We start from the raw sequence: 16,541 nt of genomic DNA, 5'->3' as shown, positions 1-16,541 counted from the left end.
AAATCCCCCGCTTCGCACGATAAGAGGCGCACCCCGGCCGAATGGATTCGCGGCCCTGCTGATTATTTTGCCCATTCCTCCAAGCCCTGGAAACCCCTGGGCTTTTCCGGCACGCCCCCGGTCGCGCTTCAGCGCCAGAGGTTGGTGCGCGCCAGCTCCAGCACCTCGCTGGTCCGGCCGCTGAGCAACGCCTTCACTCCGAACAGGGTGAAGCCCGCGGCCATGGCGGCGGTGATCTTCGGCGGCATCACCAGCTCCGCCTTGCTGACGACGGCGTCCACCAGCACGGGCCCCGGCGTCGCGAGCGCCTGCTGCACCGCTTCGTCCACCTGCCCCGGGTCCTCCACGCGCAGACCCTTGAGGCCCACGGCCTCCGCGAGCGCGGCGAAGTTCGTGGGGTGCATCGACGTGCCCACGTCGAGCATGCCGCCCACCTGCTGCTCCATCGCGACGAAGCCCAGGGAGCTGTTGTTGAACACCACGATCTTGATGGGGAGCTGGTGCTGCACGAGGCTGAGCACGTCGCCCATCAGCATCGTGAAGCCGCCGTCTCCGGCGAACGCGATGACCTGCCGGTCCGGGAACGCCTTCTGCGCGCCAATGGCCTGCGCCATCGCGCTCGCCATGGAGCCGTGGTTGAACGACCCCACCAGCCGCCGCTGGCCCTTCATCGTCGCGTAGCGCGCGGCCCACACCGTGGGCAGCCCCACGTCACAGGTGAAGATGGCGTCGTCCGACGCCTGGAGGTCGAACGCGCGGGCCACCTGCGGCGGATGGATGGGTTTGCGGCCCACGGTGCCCCGGCCCAGGTCATCCAGCTCCGCCCGCACCTTGCGGTAGTGCGTCAGCGCGCGCTCCACGTGCGCCGTGTCCTGCTTCGGTTCGATGCGGGGCAGCAGCGCCTGGAGCGTCGCCGTCACGCTGCCCACCACGCCCACGTCCACGCGCGTGCGCCTGCCGATGTTCTCCGCGCGCACGTCCACCTGGATGACGTGGGTGTCCGCCGTGTCTGGATAGAACTGCCGGTAGGGGAAGTCCGTGCCCAGCATCAGGAGCACGTCGCAGTCAATCATCGCCCAGTAGCCGGACGCGTAGCCGATGAGGCCCGTGAGCCCGACGAAGTGGGGGTTGTTCTTCTCCACGAACTCCTTGCCCCGGAGCGCGGAGACAACGGGCGCCTGGAGCTTGCGCGCCAGCGCCACCACCTGCGCGCCCGCGCCCTCGCAGCCCGCGCCACAGAGCATCGTCACGCGCGCGCCGCTGTTGAGCATCGAGGCCATCTGCTCCACCTGGTCGGCGGAGGGCATCACCACGGACTGCGACAGGGACAGGGACTCCGGGGTGGACAGGCGCACGTCCTCCGCCTTCTGGAGCGCGATGTCGCCGGGGAGCACCAGCACGGACACGCCCCGCTTGCCCACGGCGTTGCGGATGGCGATCTCCGACGAGCGCTGCAGCTGGTTGGGCCCGGAGATGAGCTCGCAGTAGTGGCTGCACTCGCGGAAGAGCTGCTCCGGGTGCGTCTCCTGGAAGTAGCCGGTGCCCAGCTCCGACGACGGAATCTGCGCCGCCAGGGCCAGCACCGGCACCCGGCTGCGGTGGCAGTCATACAAGCCGTTGATGAGGTGGACGTTGCCGGGGCCGCAGCTCCCCGCGCACACGGCGAGCTTGCCGGTGAGGTGCGCCTCCGCGCCCGCCGCGAAGGCCGCGGCCTCCTCGCTGCGCATGTGCACCCATTCGATGTCGCCGCGCTTGCGCAGGGCCTCGGTGAGGGCGTTCAGGCTGTCCCCCACCACGCCATAGATGCGCTTCACGCCCGCGAGCGCCAGGACCTCCGCCAGCTGCGCCGCCACCGTCTTCGCCATGGTCCCCACCTCGCCCGGGGCAGTCGGCCCCGGGCGAAGATGCGCACCCGTGCGCCCTACTGCGACCGGCCGTGCGGGCAGGGGCCTCGCAGGGCTGGCTGCTCGCTCGGTGGAAGCTTCGGACGAAGCCTCAGGGGAAGCCGCTGAGGACGATCTTCCCCACCGTGCGGCCGGACTCCACGGCCTCGTGCGCGCGCCGCAGGTTGGCGGCGGTGAGGGGACCGAAGTCCTGGGTCATCGTGGTCTTGAGCGTGCCGGCATCCACCAGGTCCGCCACGGCGTCGAGCAGGCGCTGCTGCGACAGCGGCTCCACGTCGAAGAGCGAGCGGGTGAACATCAGCTCCCAGTGGAGCGACAGGCTCTTGCGCTTCATGGCCGACACGTCGAAGGGCGGTGAGGGGTCGTCGATGATGCCCAGGCGTCCGAAGGGCTTCATCAGCTCCACCAATTGCGGAAGGTGCTGGTCCGTCGCGGTGAGGCCGAGCACGTAGCGGACCCCCTCGGGCACCAGCGCCAGCACTTGCGCGGCCAGGGGCTGGCGGTGGTCCACCACGTGGTGCGCGCCCTGCGCCTTGCACCACGCCTGCGTCTCCGGCCGCGACGCGGTGGCGATGACGGTGAGGTCGGTGAGCGCGCGTGCGAGCTGGAGGGCGATGGAGCCCACGCCGCCCGCGCCGCCCACGACGAGCACCGCGTCGCGCCGGCCGCCCTTCACCCGGGACACCTCCAGCTGGTCGAACAGCAGCTCCCACGCGGTGATGGCGGTGAGGGGCAGGGCCGCGGCCTGCGCGAACGACAGGCTCGAAGGCTTGCGGCCGACGATGCGCGCGTCGACGACGTGCAGCTCGGAGTTGGTGCCCGGCTTCGCGATGGAGCCCGCGTAATAGACCTCGTCACCGGGGCGGAAGCGGCGCACGTCCGCGCCCACGGCCTCCACGACACCCGCGGCGTCCCAGCCCAATACGCGGGGTGAGGCCTCCACCTTGTCCTTGGGGGCGCGGATCTTCACGTCCACGGGGTTGACGGAGACCGCCCGCACCCGCACGAGCAGGTCCCCGGGTCCGGGGGTGGGGGCGGGCAGCTCCACGTCGAGGAGGGCTTCGGGATGCTGGATGGGGAGGTACTTGTGAAGGGCAACGGCTCGCATGGGTGGCTCCTTGCGAGCAACATCCATCCGTGAGTGGGATGCGGACAAGTACGCACAATTTCCACCCTCAGGCACCAAAAGGGTACCCATGGCCCGGCACAAGTCCTACGCGTGTTCCACTGCCTGTCCGGTGGCGGCGACGCTCGACCTGATTGGCGGCAAGTGGAAGGGGCTCATCCTCTACCACCTGCTCGAAGGCGGCACGCTGCGCTTCGGGGAGCTGCGCAAGCACCTGCCGGAGGTGACGCAGCGGATGATGACGCAGCAGCTGCGCGAGCTGGAGGCGAGCGGGCTCGTGCACCGACAGGTGTACGCGGAGGTCCCGCCGCGCGTGGAGTACAGCCTCACCGCGCAGGGCCAGACGCTGCGCGAGGTCATCCTCGCGCTGAAGCACTGGGGCGAGGACTATCTGGGCCAGAAGTCCCGCAAGCCCACGCTCGCTGTCGCGGGCCGGTGACGGGGCGCCCTACCGCGCCGCGCGCACCATCTGGAGCACCAGCACGAAGTGGAATCCCGCGCCCACGATGGTCAGCGCGTGGAAGACCTCGTGGTAGCCGAAGACGCCGGGCTTGGGGTTGGGGCGCTTGAGGGCATACGCCAGCGCGCCCGTGGTGTATGCGATGCCACCACCGATGATGAGCCCGACGCCGTTGCCGCCCAGCGAGCGGAAGACGTCGCCGAAGTACGGCATCATGATCCACCCCACCGCGACCGCCAGCGCCGCCGTGATGAACTTCGGCGCGCCCACCCAGAACAGCGACTGCAGGATGCCGATGGCGGCCCCTGTGTAGATGTAGAGCATCAGCCGGTTGCCCACCTCCTCGGGCAGCCCCAGCATCGCCACGGGCGTGTACGTGCCCGCGATGAGCAGGAAGATGGCCGCATGGTCCGCCCGCCGCATCCACGCGCGGCCCCGGGGGGCCCAGTTCACCCGGTGGTACGTCGCGCTGATGGTGAACAGCCCCACCAGGCTCAACGCATACAGCGCGGATGCCAACGCCGTGCGCTGCGTGGGCGCCAGCGCCACCAGCACCACCCCCGCCCCCACCGAGAACGCCGCCGCCCACTGGTGCAACACTCCGCGCAGCTTCGGCTTCTCCACCGCCAGGGACTCCGCCTGGGTCTCCGTGGTCGTCGTGGTCGCCGTGGACATCAGGTCACCCCGAGGGGTGCGACAATCGCAAAGACGAAGTATCTCATGATGGGTGCGGCTCCTCGCCTTGCCTACGACATGGTAGGTTTCCTTACAGTAAGTTACCGATGGGTAGGTTCGAGGTCAACTTGAAGAAGAAGCAGCGGCTGACAGGCGCCGAGCGTCGGGTCCAGTTGATGGAGGTCGGGCGGGCGGTCTTCGCCTCGAAGGGCTACGAGGCCACTTCGATTGAGGAGGTCGCCCAGCAGGCGGGCGTGTCCAAGCCCATCGTCTACGAGCACTTCGGCGCGAAGGAGGGGCTGTACGCGGCCATCGTGGACCGGGAGATGGAGGACCTGGTGTTGCGCGTGTCCGTGCGCATCGCCGAGGGCTCGCCCCGGGAGCGCTTCGAGGGCGCGGTGATGGCGTTCCTGGACTACGTGAAGGAGGTGCCGGAGGGCTTCGCGGTGCTGACGCGCGACTCGCCCACGGCGGTGGCGCGGCGCGGGCTGACGCGCGTCATCGACGACCTGGCGCACCGGGTGGGCGAGGTCTTCCGCAGCGAGTTCGAGCGCGCGGGCTTCTCCTCCAAGGTCGCGCCCATCTACGCCAACGCGCTCGTCGGCATGGTGACCCAGGTGGGCCACTGGTGGGCGGCGGAGGGGCGCGGGTTCACCACGGAGAGCGTGGCCCGGCATGTCGCGGCGCTCGGGTGGATGGGCTTGCGGCACCTGCCCAAGGAGCCCACCGCGCCCGGCACGAAGCGCGAACCGAAGCGCCGCTAGCCGTTCACCACGAGGATGATCTTCCCTCGCGGGTGGCCCTCCATGATGAGGGCCTGCGCCCTGGCCGCCTCCTCCAATGGGAAGTGCGCGGCGATGGCGACGTCCAGCTTCCCGCTCGTGGCGAGCCCCGCGAGCGCTTCCAGGTCGTCGGAGGAGCGATCCTTCGGCGTGCCCGCGGAGAACGGGATGCCCAGGGAGAAGGCCTGCGGGTCGGCGATGGTGAGGATGCGCCGGGTGCTGCCGCGCAGCGTGATGGAGTCGGGCAGCGCTCCCTTCCCCGCGACGTCGAACACCGCGTCGATGCCGTGAGGCGCATCCGGGCGGGGCTCCAGCCCCAGGGCCTTCACCTGATCAACAAGACCCGGACCGTGGCTGACGGGGAGGGCCCCCATCGCGCGCAGGGAGTCATGGTGCGCGGGGCTCGCGGTGGCGATGACGGTGGCGCCGGCCTGGAGCGCGAGCTGCACGGCGAGCGTGCCCACCGCGCCCGAGCCGCCATGGATGAGCAACGTTTCGCCCCGCTGGACGTTGAGCAGCCGCAGGCCCCGCGTCGCTGCCTCTCCTGCCACGGGCAGCGCGACCGCTACGTCCCAGGACAGGCCCTGGGGCTTGCGCACGACCTTCGTGGCCAACGCGGCCTCCGCGTAGGAGCCGGTGTCGGCCCAGCCGAAGACCTCGTCGCCCACGGAGAGCGCGGTGACGCCCTCCCCCACCGCATCGACGGTGCCCGCGACGTCGGAGCCGGGGATGGCGGGCAGCGAGAGGGGGATTTGCTTGCTCATCAGGCCCGAGCGGAGCTTCGCGTCCACGGGGTTCACCCCCGCGACCCTGACGCGGATCCGCACCTGCCCGGGGCCCGGCACGGGCTCCGGAAGCGGGGTGACGTGCAGGACTTCGGGACCGCCGTACTCGCTGAACGTGATGGCTTTCATGGGACTTCCTCGCGGAGAGGCGCGTTGCGTTGAAGGCAGGTGTAGAGCGTCCTGGCCTCCAGCGACAGGCCTCCCCCCGGGATGCACTGTCTCAGGGGTGGAACGATGTCACACCCCGGGCCCGCGCGACCCGAGCGTGCCCTCGAACAATCGACACGGGAATATCCGCGCCGACGGTCGTAACCCCTTCAGCAATCCGAAAAGGGAGTTCCCGCCATGAAGCGCTTCACGAAGTCCTTTGGGATGTCCGTGGCCCTGGCCCTGCTCGCCGCCCCGGTGGCGTACGCGGGGTTGAAGACGACGTTCAACCTGAACATCAACACGGTGAGCCGCTATGCGGAGGGCTCGATGGGCTCCACGCGCAACACCGCGGACAACATCCAGCGCATCTATTGTCGCTCCGACGCGGACGCCGTCGGGAGCGAGGTCATGCGGTGCTACGCCACGAACACCGCGGGCGTCAGCGTGACGTGCAGCTCGTCCTCGCCGGTGCTCATCCGCAGCCTGCAGGCCGCTGGTGACGAGTCCTACGTCGCGTTCACCTGGGACGTGAACGGCGTCTGCCAGAGCTTCGACGTGCTCAAGGGCTCGCACCTGGCCCCGAAGGACCCGTAGTCCCCTGCGTCACTCCCCGCCCCCGGTGATCCGATGACGACCTTCCTTCGCACGCTGCTGTCGCAGGGCGTGGGCATCGCGCTCGGCATCGCCGGGGGCGTGGCCCTGACGCACGCCACCCTGGAGTCCCGCCTGGAGCGCCTGCTGGACGAGAAGCTGGCCGCGCAGCTCGGCCAACTGCGCCCGCTCGTCCAGTCGCGCCCCGGCTCCGCTCCCATCGTGATGCAGACACAGGACTCCCGGGAGGAATTGCGACTCATCCGCGAACAGCTCACCGCGCTCGCGCTCCGTGAGCCATTGGCAGCCGCCGCCCCCGGAGCGACGGAGCCGCCGCCCGAAGCGCGTCCCGCCATCACCCCGGAACAGGAGGCGTCCGCGCAGCAGGCGCGGCAGGTGCTGGATGAAGCCGTCTCCCGGGGCCGCTGGACGGAGGACGACCACCGGCACTTCCACCAGGCGATGCGCGCGGGCACGCGGGAGCAGCGGGACGCCCTGGAGAGCGGCCTGTCCGTGGCCATCAACAGCGGTCAGCTGCGCCCGGTGTTCGGCGACGAGGGCCGCTGAGGGCGCACGGCGCGAACCGGGCTGGCATATCGGTCGCGTTGAAAGTCCTTGCGCGGTGGAGGGCATCTTCCGGCGCCCGGATTCCTCCCGACATGCCCACCCCGAAAAGCACTTCCTCCAGCGCAACGGACGGCACGACGCCGCCTCCCCTGGAGTGATTCGATGCCTGGACGGACGTGGTCTTCGCGGCGCCACTGGTGGAGCGCGGCATCCTGCTCAACGTGGACGGCGTGCGGAGCTACCCGGCGCGCCGCGCCATGGTGGACATCCTGAAGCAATTCCAGACGCTGCCCGCGTACTCGGCGCTGCGCGAGGCCCGCGACACGCTCACCGCGCAGCTCCCGTCGCTCACGGGGGATGAGCGGTTGCAGGCCGAGGACCTGCTGGCGCGCATCTCCAGCGCCCTCTCGCCCTACTACCGCTGACGCGAGTCCTGGTGACGGGGGCCCTCAGCGCTGGTGACGCCACACACCAGGGCGGAGGTTCCCCGCCTCATCCGGCCCTCACGCAAAGCCCTGCAATTCCTTGCAAACCCTCATAACGCATTTCGTCGCACATCGTGGCACAGAAGCAGCAATGGCTCTCATCAACGCCGCACAGAGGCCACGCCGCCTCGAGGAGCCCTCCAAATGATCAGCGCCATCCGCAACCGTCCCCCTCCGTCGCCCCTGACCGCCGCCCACGCCGTGAAGCCGCCGGTGGACGCCGCCAAGGCGGAGGCCCCCAAGGCCACGCAGGCCCCTGCTGTCCAGGCGAACAAGGACGGCTTCGAGGCGGCGAGCGCCAGCAAGACGAACGGCGGCACCATCCCCCTCCCGGGCGACATGTTGAAGGGCATCGCCGATGACAGCGGGCCGCAGTTCGACATCGAGAAGCTGGACCTGAACGACGACAAGGTCGTGCGGGAGCTGGGCGAGAAGCTGGGCATCGACCATCAGGAGCTGACCAAGCGCTCCGAGGATGACCGGCCCTTCGATGGTGCCCTGCTGACGAAGGACGGCGTCATCAAGAAGGACGAGATTGGCGACAAGACGCTCAAGGACGTGGAGGGCTTCACGCCGAGCAACGGCAGCAAGACGAAGGAGACCATCATCCAGGTCAATGGCATCACCACCACGGAGGCGAAACAGCGCGAGGTCCTCCAGGGCGTCGCGGACAAGACGGGCGCCAAGGTCGTGGGCCTGCACAACGCCACCGAGGGCTTCCTGGGCGACCTGAAGCAGTGCGTGGGCGACAAGCTCAACGCCGGCAAGAACCTGGCGGTGGACTCGCTCAAGGACGTGGTGCTGGGCGAGCTGAAGACGGGCAAGGACGTCCACATCATGGCGCACAGCCAGGGTGGCCTCATCACCAGCCGCGCGTTGGGCGAGGTGAAGAAGGAGCTGGAGAAGGACGGCAAGGGCGGTCAGATGGGCAAGGTCAAGGTGGAGTCGTTCGGCGCGGCGTCGGGCCGGTATCCGAACGGGCCCAAGTACGTGCACTACACGAACACCAAGGACCCCATCTCCAACCTGTTCGGCGTGGACGGCAAGGCGAGCTTCTTCGCCAACCCGGGCATGGACACGCAGGGCAAGAAGGCGGTCATCAAGGAGTTCACGAAGGGCAGCTCGCTGAGCCCCATCAAGGCCCACAACTTCAAGGACATCTACCTGCCGGAGCGCAAGGACTTCGACAGGACGTACCACCCGGCCGAAAGGGGGCCGCGGCTGCCGCCCGGGCCGAACCTGGGCCCGAACAGCCCGTACTTCGCCCCGTACCAGACCCACCCGAACCAGGTCGTCTTCCAGATGCCCCGGAATCCCCCCACCACGATGACGATGACGGGTGAGCGGGCCGCCTGAGCCGGGCCCTCCGGCACGCGCATCGTTTGACTCCGTAGGGATTCCGGCAACGTCGCGCGCCCACCGGTGAACATTCGGCGCCCACCCGCCCCGGGTGGGCGCTTCCCGTCGGACACCTCGGTCCCCACCTTCGTGGCCGAGGAGTCACACATCCCATGGATGCGGACGGCATATCGGAGCTGGGAGCCGCGAAGGTTCCCCTCGTGTCCAACCAGCAGCAGCAGCGCGTGCGGCGTCCACCCCGGAAGCTCAAGCCTTCCCGCCTGCAGGACGTGGACTTCCGCAGCGTCGACGAACGCATGGCCGCCGGCCGGGCGCTGCGCAAGCGCTGCCCGCGCAGCAGCCACGCCGCGTGGAAGCCCTTCCGGGGCCGCGACCCGCTGGCGCAGCTGAAGGAGTCGGACGCCACGCGGCTGCCCTGGCTGGTGCCCGTGCGGCACGAGCGCATGTCCGAGTCTGCCTTCGCCTTCCTGCGCGGCACGCCGTTCGCCATGGCGCGCGACCTGGCGCACACGCCCCACAGCGGCCTGCGCAGTCAGATCTGCGGTGACGCGCACCTGAGCAACTTCGGCCTGTTCGGCACGCCGGAGCGCAACCTCGTCTTCGACCTGAACGACTTCGACGAGACGCTCCCCGGCCCCTTCGAGTGGGACGTGAAGCGGCTGGCCGCGAGCTTCGTCGTGGCGGCGAAGCAGAACGACCTGGGCGGCCGCTGCGGGAGGAAGGCCGCGCGCAAGGCGGTGGAGGCCTACCGCCGGATGATGCGCGAGCTGACGACGAAGAACCTGCTGGAGGTGTGGTCGCTGCACGTGGACGCGAAGCAACTGCTGCGCTCCACCTCCGAGGACACCGCGAAGCTCGCCTCGGAGGCGGTGGAGAAGGCGAAGCGTCACACCAGCGCGCACGCGGTGGAGAAGCTCACCGTGGAGCGCAACGGCCAGCGGCACCTCGCCTACCAGCCGCCCCTGCTCTTCCCGCTCACCGCGGTGAAGATGGACGTATCCGCCGAGGAGCTGGAGCGGCGCATCAAGCAGCTCACGGTGGGCTACCTGGCGTCATTGGACGGCGCGGTGCGCGACCTGTGTCTGCGCTACCAGCGCAAGGAGTGGGGCTTCAAGGTCGTGGGCGTGGGCAGCGTGGGGCTGCAGGCCTACGTCGTGCTGTGCGAGGGCAACGGCGGCAACGACCCGCTGGTGTTGCAGCTGAAGGAGGCGAAGTCCTCCGTGCTGGAGCCCTACCTGGGTCCCAGCGAAGCGAGGAGCGCGGGAGAGCGCGTGGTGGTGGGCCAGCGGCGCATGCAGGCCTTCTCCGACCTCTTCCTCGGTTGGACGGAGGTGGAGGGAATGGGCGCCTTCTACGTGCGCCAGCTGCGCGACATGAAGGGCTCGCTGGACGCGGAGAAGATGGATGCGCCCGTGTTCATGGACTACGCGGAGGCGTGCGGAGCCACGCTCGCCAGGGCCCACGCACGCACCGGGGACGCCGCCCTCATCGCGGGCTACCTGGGGACCAGCGACCACTTCGATGAAGCCATCGCGGACTTCGCGTGCGCCTACTCGGATCAGGTGGAGGAGGACTACGCGCGCTTCATTGAAGCCCTGGCGAAGAACGCGGCAGCGCTGACGCACGGCCTGTGAGCCAGCGCGGCCCGCGGGTTCATGGGCACGGTCCGCAAGAGGCCACGACCCTGCGAACGCTACAGTTGTCCGCCCCCACCACCCGGCCACAGCTGGAACCGAGGCGGGCGCAGAAAGCCGCATCCGACTCGGGCACGCAGGAGGAGCGCTCAAGGCTGATGGGAATCGTCACAGGGTTTCCGGAAAGGTCGTCGGTGAAAACAAGCGTCCCCGAAAAAGTGTCCCCGCTAAGCGTCCCCGATACCGTGTCGCCACCACTCGTCCACTGTGCGGAGTTGCCTGTGCGAGAGCCCGTCACCGGCAGGATCGGCACGTACTGAAGCGTCCTCGGTTCCTGGTCAAATGAAGTCCCTGACAACTGCCCGTTATCATCCGTGAGTACGTAGCGGACGTTAACGGGGATCGTTCCTACCGTTGTAAAATAACCCACCCAGGTGCCTGTCAGGCTCTCGGCGCTCTGCACGCGAGAGGCGGTGGCGGCCGATGATGCAGGCGGCGTGGTTCGCTCGGAGCATGCCGAGACAACCGCAGCACAGAATATCCCGGCCCAAACTCCAAAAAAACGATTACGCACAGATAACCCCATTACCCACAATAAGAAAATCACTGACAGCAAATACATGCTTTTTTCTGGGCCGCTCCATACGCACCGCTACCGCCAACAGAGACCCCCAAAGCGAAGGATGAAGCAAGACGCAGGCATCGGTTTCTCTGCCTGGTCATCAGCACTCCAGGGTAGACATCACGACACGAGGCCTCAAGCCGTTTGGCGAATTTGTCATCACAGTCAAGCCTGTCACTAAGGCATGTCCCATAACAGGAATCATGCAAATTACAGGTCGGGCCAAACTCCACCGAGCCATAGAAATCAGGGAAGATGTCTGGAGATCCATCCGGACCACATCCGTTGATATGGCTGGGGTCGGCCGGATCCCATCCAGGACGCGCAACCCGGTCCGGACAGTGAGAAAGGTCCTCAATCTGGAATTTCGGCCGGATGTTTTCGTCGACGCAGCACTGATTGGCAGGCTCATATGGCAGCGAGCCACATGCAGGCTTGCAAGCGCCTGCCGCGCAGACCTCCCCCTCGCCACAACATGTATTCCCACAAGATGGCTGCTGTCCGGGGCAGCATGCAGCCTGGGGATCTTCAACACACGCCACGGGCGAGCCACTTTGCGCGCCTGAGGGGCTCGTGTAGACACAAACACCGGGGCAACCACTGGCGGCCGTACATGCCGCACCAGGAGTGCACGGCCATTGACTGCAGCTCGACGTTGAATGCGGATAGCTCTCCCACGGCGCACAGTGGCTTCCGATAATATAACAGGAGGGCCCCATGCCTGAGCTCGCGCCCGCCGGAAGGGACTGTGGGGAGCCATCGCAAGTGCACATGTGTATTGCTCCCCCTGGCCAGGTGGCTCCACCTGGCCCACAGTCAAAGTAACACCCAGGCGTCCCAGGCTGGGAGTGGCACGCATACTGCGCCGAAGCATGACCGGGAAACATCAAAACAAACACAGCCACCATGGCGGCAACCCAGAAAGTCTCTCGGGGCACACATGCCGCAGATAAACCAGCCACTCTCACCATATTCTCATATTCCAATCACGCCGTTGTCAGACAAACGAAAGGGCGTGCCTATCAGCACCCTCATGCCCAGTCAAGAACAACAGCCGGCCATTCCCATGACGTTAGAGGAAAGCTGGATGGGACATCAGGTGATGGAGTCAGACATCAAGGCGCCTGGGTTCACCAGGGGCTAACTGCAGCAAATGCCAGAGTTTCCAGGCCACCATTCCGTAGCACTTCCACATTCCCCTGATGCGATGTCATCAACGGGGATTTACATCCCATCCCAGACAGCCCTCAGCCCGCGAGCCGCGTCCAATCGCTTTCATCCTGGAACAGCCGCACGCCCAGGCGCTCACACACGTCCGGGTGCGCCTGGGCCGCGGGGCCTCCCACCCAGACGGGCAGGCCCTTCGGCAGCGCGGCCTTGATGCGCTGGAGCACGTCCTCGAACGCCGTGGCGCCCCGGTTCGTCACCGCCGACAGCCCCACCACGTCCGGCCGCGCCCGGGCCACTGTCTCGCCCAGCCCTTCCGTGGGCACGCGCTGGCCCAGCAACGTCACCCGCACCCCCGAATAGCGCAGCCGCAGCGCCGCCCCCAGCAGCCCCAGCTCGTGCTCCTCCTCCGGGAAGCACGCCAGCACCGCGTGCTTGCGGCCCCCATCAGGCGCGCCGTGCAGCAGGCTCACCAGCCGCTCGCGCACCACCTGCGTCACCAGGTGCTCCTGCGCCACGGACAGCGCTCCCGCGTGCCAGCGATCCCCCACCTCGCGCTGCACCGGCACGAGCACGTCCTCGAACGCGCGCAGGGGCGGCAGGGAGGACAACACCTGGTCCAGGATGCGGGACACGCGCGGCTGGTCATACGCCTCCGCCGCCGCCATCACCGCCGCGCGCCACGCCTCGGGTTGCGACCCCGTGCCGGCGGACTCATGGACCTCCCGCACGGGCGGCGGCCCGGCGTCCAGCTCCGCCATCAACCGCGGCACCAGCTTCGCCGCCTCGCTGATGGCCACGCCCTCCTCCGTCAGCGCCTTCAGTCGCTTGAGCAGCGCGACGTCACGGTCGGTGTAGACGCGGTAGCCGGCGGGCGTGCGCTCGGGCGCGAGCACCCCATAGCGGCGCTCCCACGCTCGGATGAGCTCCACGCGGACTCCTGACAGCTCCGCGGCGATGTGGATGCGATAGGTGCGCTCAGCCATGGCTGGATTTCATGGTCGATTCTGCGCGTTCCTCACCTGCTGCCAGATGGAGATGAACTCCTCCGCCGTCTCCGCGTACTGGGCCCCCAGGCTGAAGAGCGTCTTCAGGTGCTCCCGCGCGCCCGGCCCTCCCACCACCATCGGCACCGACGCGCACGCCTGCAACGACGCCGACAACACCGCGAGGAAGTCCGCCGGCTCCCGGCGCCGCACGAACGACAACGCCACCACGTCCGGCCGCACCTGCACGCACGCCCCGTGCAGCGCCTCCGCCGGCGTGTCCGCGCCCAGCAACGTCACCCGCCAGCCCCGCGCCTTCAAGTGGACACCCAGCGCCAGCAACCCGCCCTCGTGGTGGTCCCCCGCCGGGCAGGCCAGGACGCCCCGGGGCCCGTCGCTCGCGCTCTCCATCCCCGCGAGCAACAGCCGCAACTGCTGTCGCACCAGCGCCGACCCCAGGTGCTCGCGCGCCACGTCCAGGCGCGACGCCATCTCCCGCAGCAGCGGCAGGAGGAAGTTGTCGCAGTAGGCCAGCGTGCCCATCTCCTCCCGGGCCTCCTCCAGCACCGCGTCCGCACCGTCCCCGTCCAGCACCATCACCGCCGCCCAGAAGCGCTCCATCCGCCGCGCGTCCGGCAGGAAGGGCACCACCGGCGCGGTCCGCACCTGCGCGATGGCCTCGCTCACCGACAGGCCGCCCTCCATCAGCTTCGCCACCCGGCGCACAGCCTCCACTTCGTCACGTGAATAGACGCGGTAGTTGTTCTCGCTGCGCTCCGGCCGGGGAAAGCCATAGCGGCGCTCCCACGCCCGCAGCGTCGCTTCGCGGATGCCGGTGAGCCGGGCGATGGTGCGGATGCGCAGGCTCATCGGCCCAGGCCCCGCGCCGAGTCCCAGCGCTCCGCCACGCCGCGCGCCCCCGACACCTTGCGCGTGAAGCCCTCCAGGCTCGTCACCGTCGCCACCTTGTGCACCACGGACTCCAGCCCGCTCTGGAAGCGCGACAGCGGCCCGGCCTCGTGCGGCATGCCCACCTCCAGCAACACGTCCGGACGCTCGTGCTCGAAGAAGGCATAGCGGATGGCGATGGGCACGCACTCCACCTTCGCCGCCTTCGCCAGCAGCTCCACGCCGCGCTCCAGCTTCAGCGGGAAGGCGCCGAAGGGCCGGTGCTCCCCTTCCGGAAAGACACACACCGCGGCGCTCGGACGGCGCAGCAGCTCCTTCGCGTACCGCAGCGAGGACAGCGACGACATGGCGTCCTGCTTGCGGATGCTGAACGCACCCATCTTCGTGTGGAAGGGATAGCGGCGCAGGTTCTCCTCATCCATCAGGCAGTAGCCGTCCCAGCCCGCCACCTGGCAGAGCTGGTGCAGCACGAAGCCGTCCCACCAGTTGCAGTGGTTCAGGTAGATGAGCCGCCCCTGGCCGTCGGCGGGCAGCTCGCCGCGCACCCACAGGCCCCGGAACGTCGTGCGGACCTTCCACCCGATGTACCGGTCCACCGCCCACCCGAAGGGGCCTCCCTTGGCCGCGCGGATCACGACGCCCGCGCCTCCCGGAGACGCAGGAGCGCGGTGAACAGCGCCAGCCCCAGCGACACCAGCACGCTCGTCAGCAGGAAGAAGAGCACCTCCTCCAGCGGCACCGCCCCGATGTACACGCCCACATGGCGCCCCTCCCCGAAGTTCCAGATGCCGGTGGAGATGGCCAGGTGATCCGCGATCGACAGGTACACGCCCACCACGAACGCCGGCGGCAGCACCGCGCGCAGCACCGCGCCCGAGCGCTCCTTGTAGTGCCCCACCAGCAGCACCAACTGGATTCCAATCACCGGCAGCGTCCACGCCAGCAGGTGGATGAGATACGCCCAGCGCGTCTCCATCATGGCGACACCTCCCGCCGGTCCAGGGTGCGCTCCAACCGCGCGCGGGCCCACAGGCCGACGAGCAGGGTCTGGAGGCCGAAGAACAGATACTCCTCCACCGGCAGGTAGAAGAGCTTCACGCCCCAGATGCGCTCCGGGTCGAAGCCCCACAGACCCCACTTCACCGCCATGTTGTCCCACGGCGACGTCGTCACGTAGACGACGACGAGCAGCACGCCCATGGGCGCAAGCCCCTGCCACGACAGCGTGCGGCGGTAGCGCACCAGCAGGAACAGGATGGGCAATACGACGAACAACCCCAGGAAGCGCGCGTAGGTCATCCCGGGCCTCCACTCCACTGCGACGCCACCCGCACCATGCGCCCTCCCGAAAGGAGCGCGTACGTGTGTCCGCGCCACGTCACCGTTCCCTGCCGCGTCAGCGAAGCCCCGAAGGCCGCCAGCAGCAGTGCTTCACCCGTGAGCCAGTCCGTCAGCGCATGGCCCTGACGCGCCTCGCCCGGCACCGCGCTCAGCGCCGACAGCCGCAGCGACAACAGCGTGCGCACCACGACCAGCGCGCCCACCGCCAGCCACACCGCGGGCTCGCCCAGCGCCAGGGCCAGCAGCACCAGCGGCAGCGTGGGCGTGAAGAGCAGCGGCACCGTGGGGTACAGGCCCGGCCGGTGGCTCGCGAGCACCTGCATCCACCGCGTGAAGCGCTCCAGCGGCGTGCGCCACGACGTCTCCGGCGCGACGGGCACCCACGCGGGCGCCGCGCTCAGCGCGACCTCCAACCCTCGTGCATGCAGCCGCTTCGCCAATTCCAGGTCCTCACCGATGTGGTCCGACAACCCGCGCAGCGCTTCCACCGCCCGCGCGGACAACCCGAGCGCCTTGCCACACACCGCCTGCGCGCCCGCGCTCATCGCGTGCAGCGCGCGAAAGCTGTGGTGCGTGTAGCGCAAGAGGCCCGCCATGGCACGCCCCGCCGCATCCACCGCGCCAATGGGCGTGGGGGCGGCGGTGCTCAGCGCGGCGCCCGCCACCAGCGGCGCGGCCAGCCCCTCCACCAAAGCCCCCGTCACCGCCACGTCCGCGTCCACCGCCAGCACCACCCGCCCCCGCGTGTCCAGCGTGTCCAGCGCGTACAGCAGGTGCCCCACCTTGCGGTTGGGCACGGGCGGATCACTCGGCAGCCACCGGACGCCCGGGGCCAGCCGGGGCCGGTAGGGCGACAGCACCACCTGCTCCAGCGGGCCCTCGTAATCGACGACGCGCGCCAGGTTGTCCAGTTCCTGGGGCGTGGGCGCGTCCACGGGGCGCAGCAGGAGCACGGGCGGAAGGACGCGAGCAACCGGTGCGGGCGCCCGGCGCAACAG

The 16,541-nt window shown here is 68.9% G+C and carries 18 protein-coding genes; 7 read left to right on the top strand and 11 right to left on the bottom strand.

The window, feature by feature from the left end:
• Positions 1-128: 128 nt before the first annotated feature.
• Positions 129-1,865, bottom strand: a complete 1,737-nt coding sequence (gene poxB / locus D7X12_RS17690; RefSeq protein WP_120626445.1) for a ubiquinone-dependent pyruvate dehydrogenase — start codon at positions 1,863-1,865, stop codon at positions 129-131.
• A 130-nt stretch (positions 1,866-1,995) separates the two neighbouring features.
• Positions 1,996-3,012 carry a zinc-binding alcohol dehydrogenase family protein gene (locus D7X12_RS17685; RefSeq protein ID WP_120626444.1) on the bottom strand — a complete coding sequence of 339 codons (1,017 nt, stop codon included), beginning with the start codon at positions 3,010-3,012 and terminating at the stop codon, positions 1,996-1,998.
• An 88-nt stretch (positions 3,013-3,100) separates the two neighbouring features.
• On the opposite strand from D7X12_RS17685, the gene D7X12_RS17680 reads away from it, so the two are divergent.
• A complete protein-coding gene (locus tag D7X12_RS17680) occupies positions 3,101-3,469 on the top strand; it encodes a winged helix-turn-helix transcriptional regulator (RefSeq protein WP_120626443.1) in 369 nt (122 codons plus the stop codon).
• A gap of 9 nt (positions 3,470-3,478) precedes the next feature.
• Here D7X12_RS17680 and trhA read toward each other — a convergent pair whose 3' ends face one another.
• Positions 3,479-4,165 (bottom strand): PAQR family membrane homeostasis protein TrhA, encoded by a 687-nt coding sequence (gene trhA, locus D7X12_RS17675; RefSeq protein ID WP_120626442.1) that lies wholly within the window; start codon positions 4,163-4,165, stop codon positions 3,479-3,481.
• Positions 4,166-4,272: 107 nt separating this feature from the next.
• Between trhA and D7X12_RS17670 the strand changes: the two genes are divergently transcribed.
• Complete coding sequence (locus D7X12_RS17670; protein ID WP_120626441.1) at positions 4,273-4,929, top strand: TetR/AcrR family transcriptional regulator; 657 nt, start codon at positions 4,273-4,275, stop codon at positions 4,927-4,929.
• Here D7X12_RS17670 and D7X12_RS17665 read toward each other — a convergent pair.
• On the bottom strand, positions 4,926-5,861 hold the full coding sequence (locus D7X12_RS17665) for an NADP-dependent oxidoreductase (RefSeq protein WP_120626440.1): 936 nt from the start codon (positions 5,859-5,861) through the stop codon (positions 4,926-4,928). The two genes, D7X12_RS17670 and D7X12_RS17665, sit on opposite strands and share 4 nt — an antisense overlap.
• Positions 5,862-6,077: 216 nt before the next feature.
• Between D7X12_RS17665 and D7X12_RS17660 the strand changes: the two genes are divergently transcribed.
• From D7X12_RS17660 to D7X12_RS17640, 5 genes are all read left to right on the top strand, one after another.
• Complete coding sequence (locus tag D7X12_RS17660; RefSeq protein WP_120626439.1) at positions 6,078-6,476, top strand: hypothetical protein; 399 nt, start codon at positions 6,078-6,080, stop codon at positions 6,474-6,476.
• 33 nt (positions 6,477-6,509) lie between these two features.
• A complete protein-coding gene (locus D7X12_RS17655) occupies positions 6,510-7,040 on the top strand; it encodes a hypothetical protein (protein WP_120626438.1) in 531 nt (176 codons plus the stop codon).
• Positions 7,041-7,216: 176 nt separating this feature from the next.
• On the top strand, positions 7,217-7,465 hold the full coding sequence (locus D7X12_RS17650) for a hypothetical protein (protein WP_120626437.1): 249 nt from the start codon (positions 7,217-7,219) through the stop codon (positions 7,463-7,465).
• Between the two features lie 204 nt (positions 7,466-7,669).
• On the top strand, positions 7,670-8,881 hold the full coding sequence (locus tag D7X12_RS17645) for a hypothetical protein (protein WP_120626436.1): 1,212 nt from the start codon (positions 7,670-7,672) through the stop codon (positions 8,879-8,881).
• A gap of 155 nt (positions 8,882-9,036) precedes the next feature.
• Entirely contained in the window at positions 9,037-10,518 is a 1,482-nt protein-coding gene (locus D7X12_RS17640; RefSeq protein ID WP_208719113.1) for a DUF2252 domain-containing protein, read from the top strand.
• Between the two features lie 603 nt (positions 10,519-11,121).
• Here D7X12_RS17640 and D7X12_RS45370 read toward each other — a convergent pair.
• From D7X12_RS45370 to D7X12_RS17605, 7 genes are all read right to left on the bottom strand, one after another.
• Positions 11,122-11,859, bottom strand: a complete 738-nt coding sequence (locus D7X12_RS45370) for a phospholipase A2 family protein (RefSeq protein ID WP_369333657.1) — start codon at positions 11,857-11,859, stop codon at positions 11,122-11,124.
• 528 nt (positions 11,860-12,387) lie between these two features.
• On the bottom strand, positions 12,388-13,293 hold the full coding sequence (locus D7X12_RS17630; RefSeq protein ID WP_120626434.1) for a MerR family transcriptional regulator: 906 nt from the start codon (positions 13,291-13,293) through the stop codon (positions 12,388-12,390).
• A 9-nt stretch (positions 13,294-13,302) separates the two neighbouring features.
• A complete protein-coding gene (locus D7X12_RS17625) occupies positions 13,303-14,163 on the bottom strand; it encodes a MerR family transcriptional regulator (RefSeq protein WP_120626433.1) in 861 nt (286 codons plus the stop codon).
• Entirely contained in the window at positions 14,160-14,837 is a 678-nt protein-coding gene (locus D7X12_RS17620; RefSeq protein ID WP_120626432.1) for a lysophospholipid acyltransferase family protein, read from the bottom strand. The genes D7X12_RS17625 and D7X12_RS17620 overlap by 4 nt, the downstream gene beginning before the upstream one ends.
• Positions 14,834-15,181 carry a lycopene cyclase domain-containing protein gene (locus D7X12_RS17615; protein WP_120626431.1) on the bottom strand — a complete coding sequence of 116 codons (348 nt, stop codon included), beginning with the start codon at positions 15,179-15,181 and terminating at the stop codon, positions 14,834-14,836. The genes D7X12_RS17620 and D7X12_RS17615 overlap by 4 nt, the downstream gene beginning before the upstream one ends.
• The gene (locus D7X12_RS17610) at positions 15,178-15,501 is read right to left on the bottom strand and encodes a lycopene cyclase domain-containing protein (protein WP_120626430.1); all 324 of its coding nucleotides are present in this window, start codon (positions 15,499-15,501) and stop codon (positions 15,178-15,180) included. Before D7X12_RS17610 ends, D7X12_RS17615 begins: the two co-directional genes overlap by 4 nt.
• The coding region (locus D7X12_RS17605) for a glycosyltransferase (RefSeq protein WP_120626429.1) at positions 15,498-16,541 on the bottom strand (1,044 nt) is incomplete at its 5' end. The genes D7X12_RS17610 and D7X12_RS17605, both read right to left, overlap by 4 nt.

The organism is Corallococcus sicarius (genome assembly GCF_003611735.1).
Lineage (GTDB): Bacteria > Myxococcota > Myxococcia > Myxococcales > Myxococcaceae > Corallococcus > Corallococcus sicarius.
The sequence above is the reverse complement of the archived record's forward strand: the minus strand, read 5'-3'. Positions and strand labels throughout refer to the sequence as shown.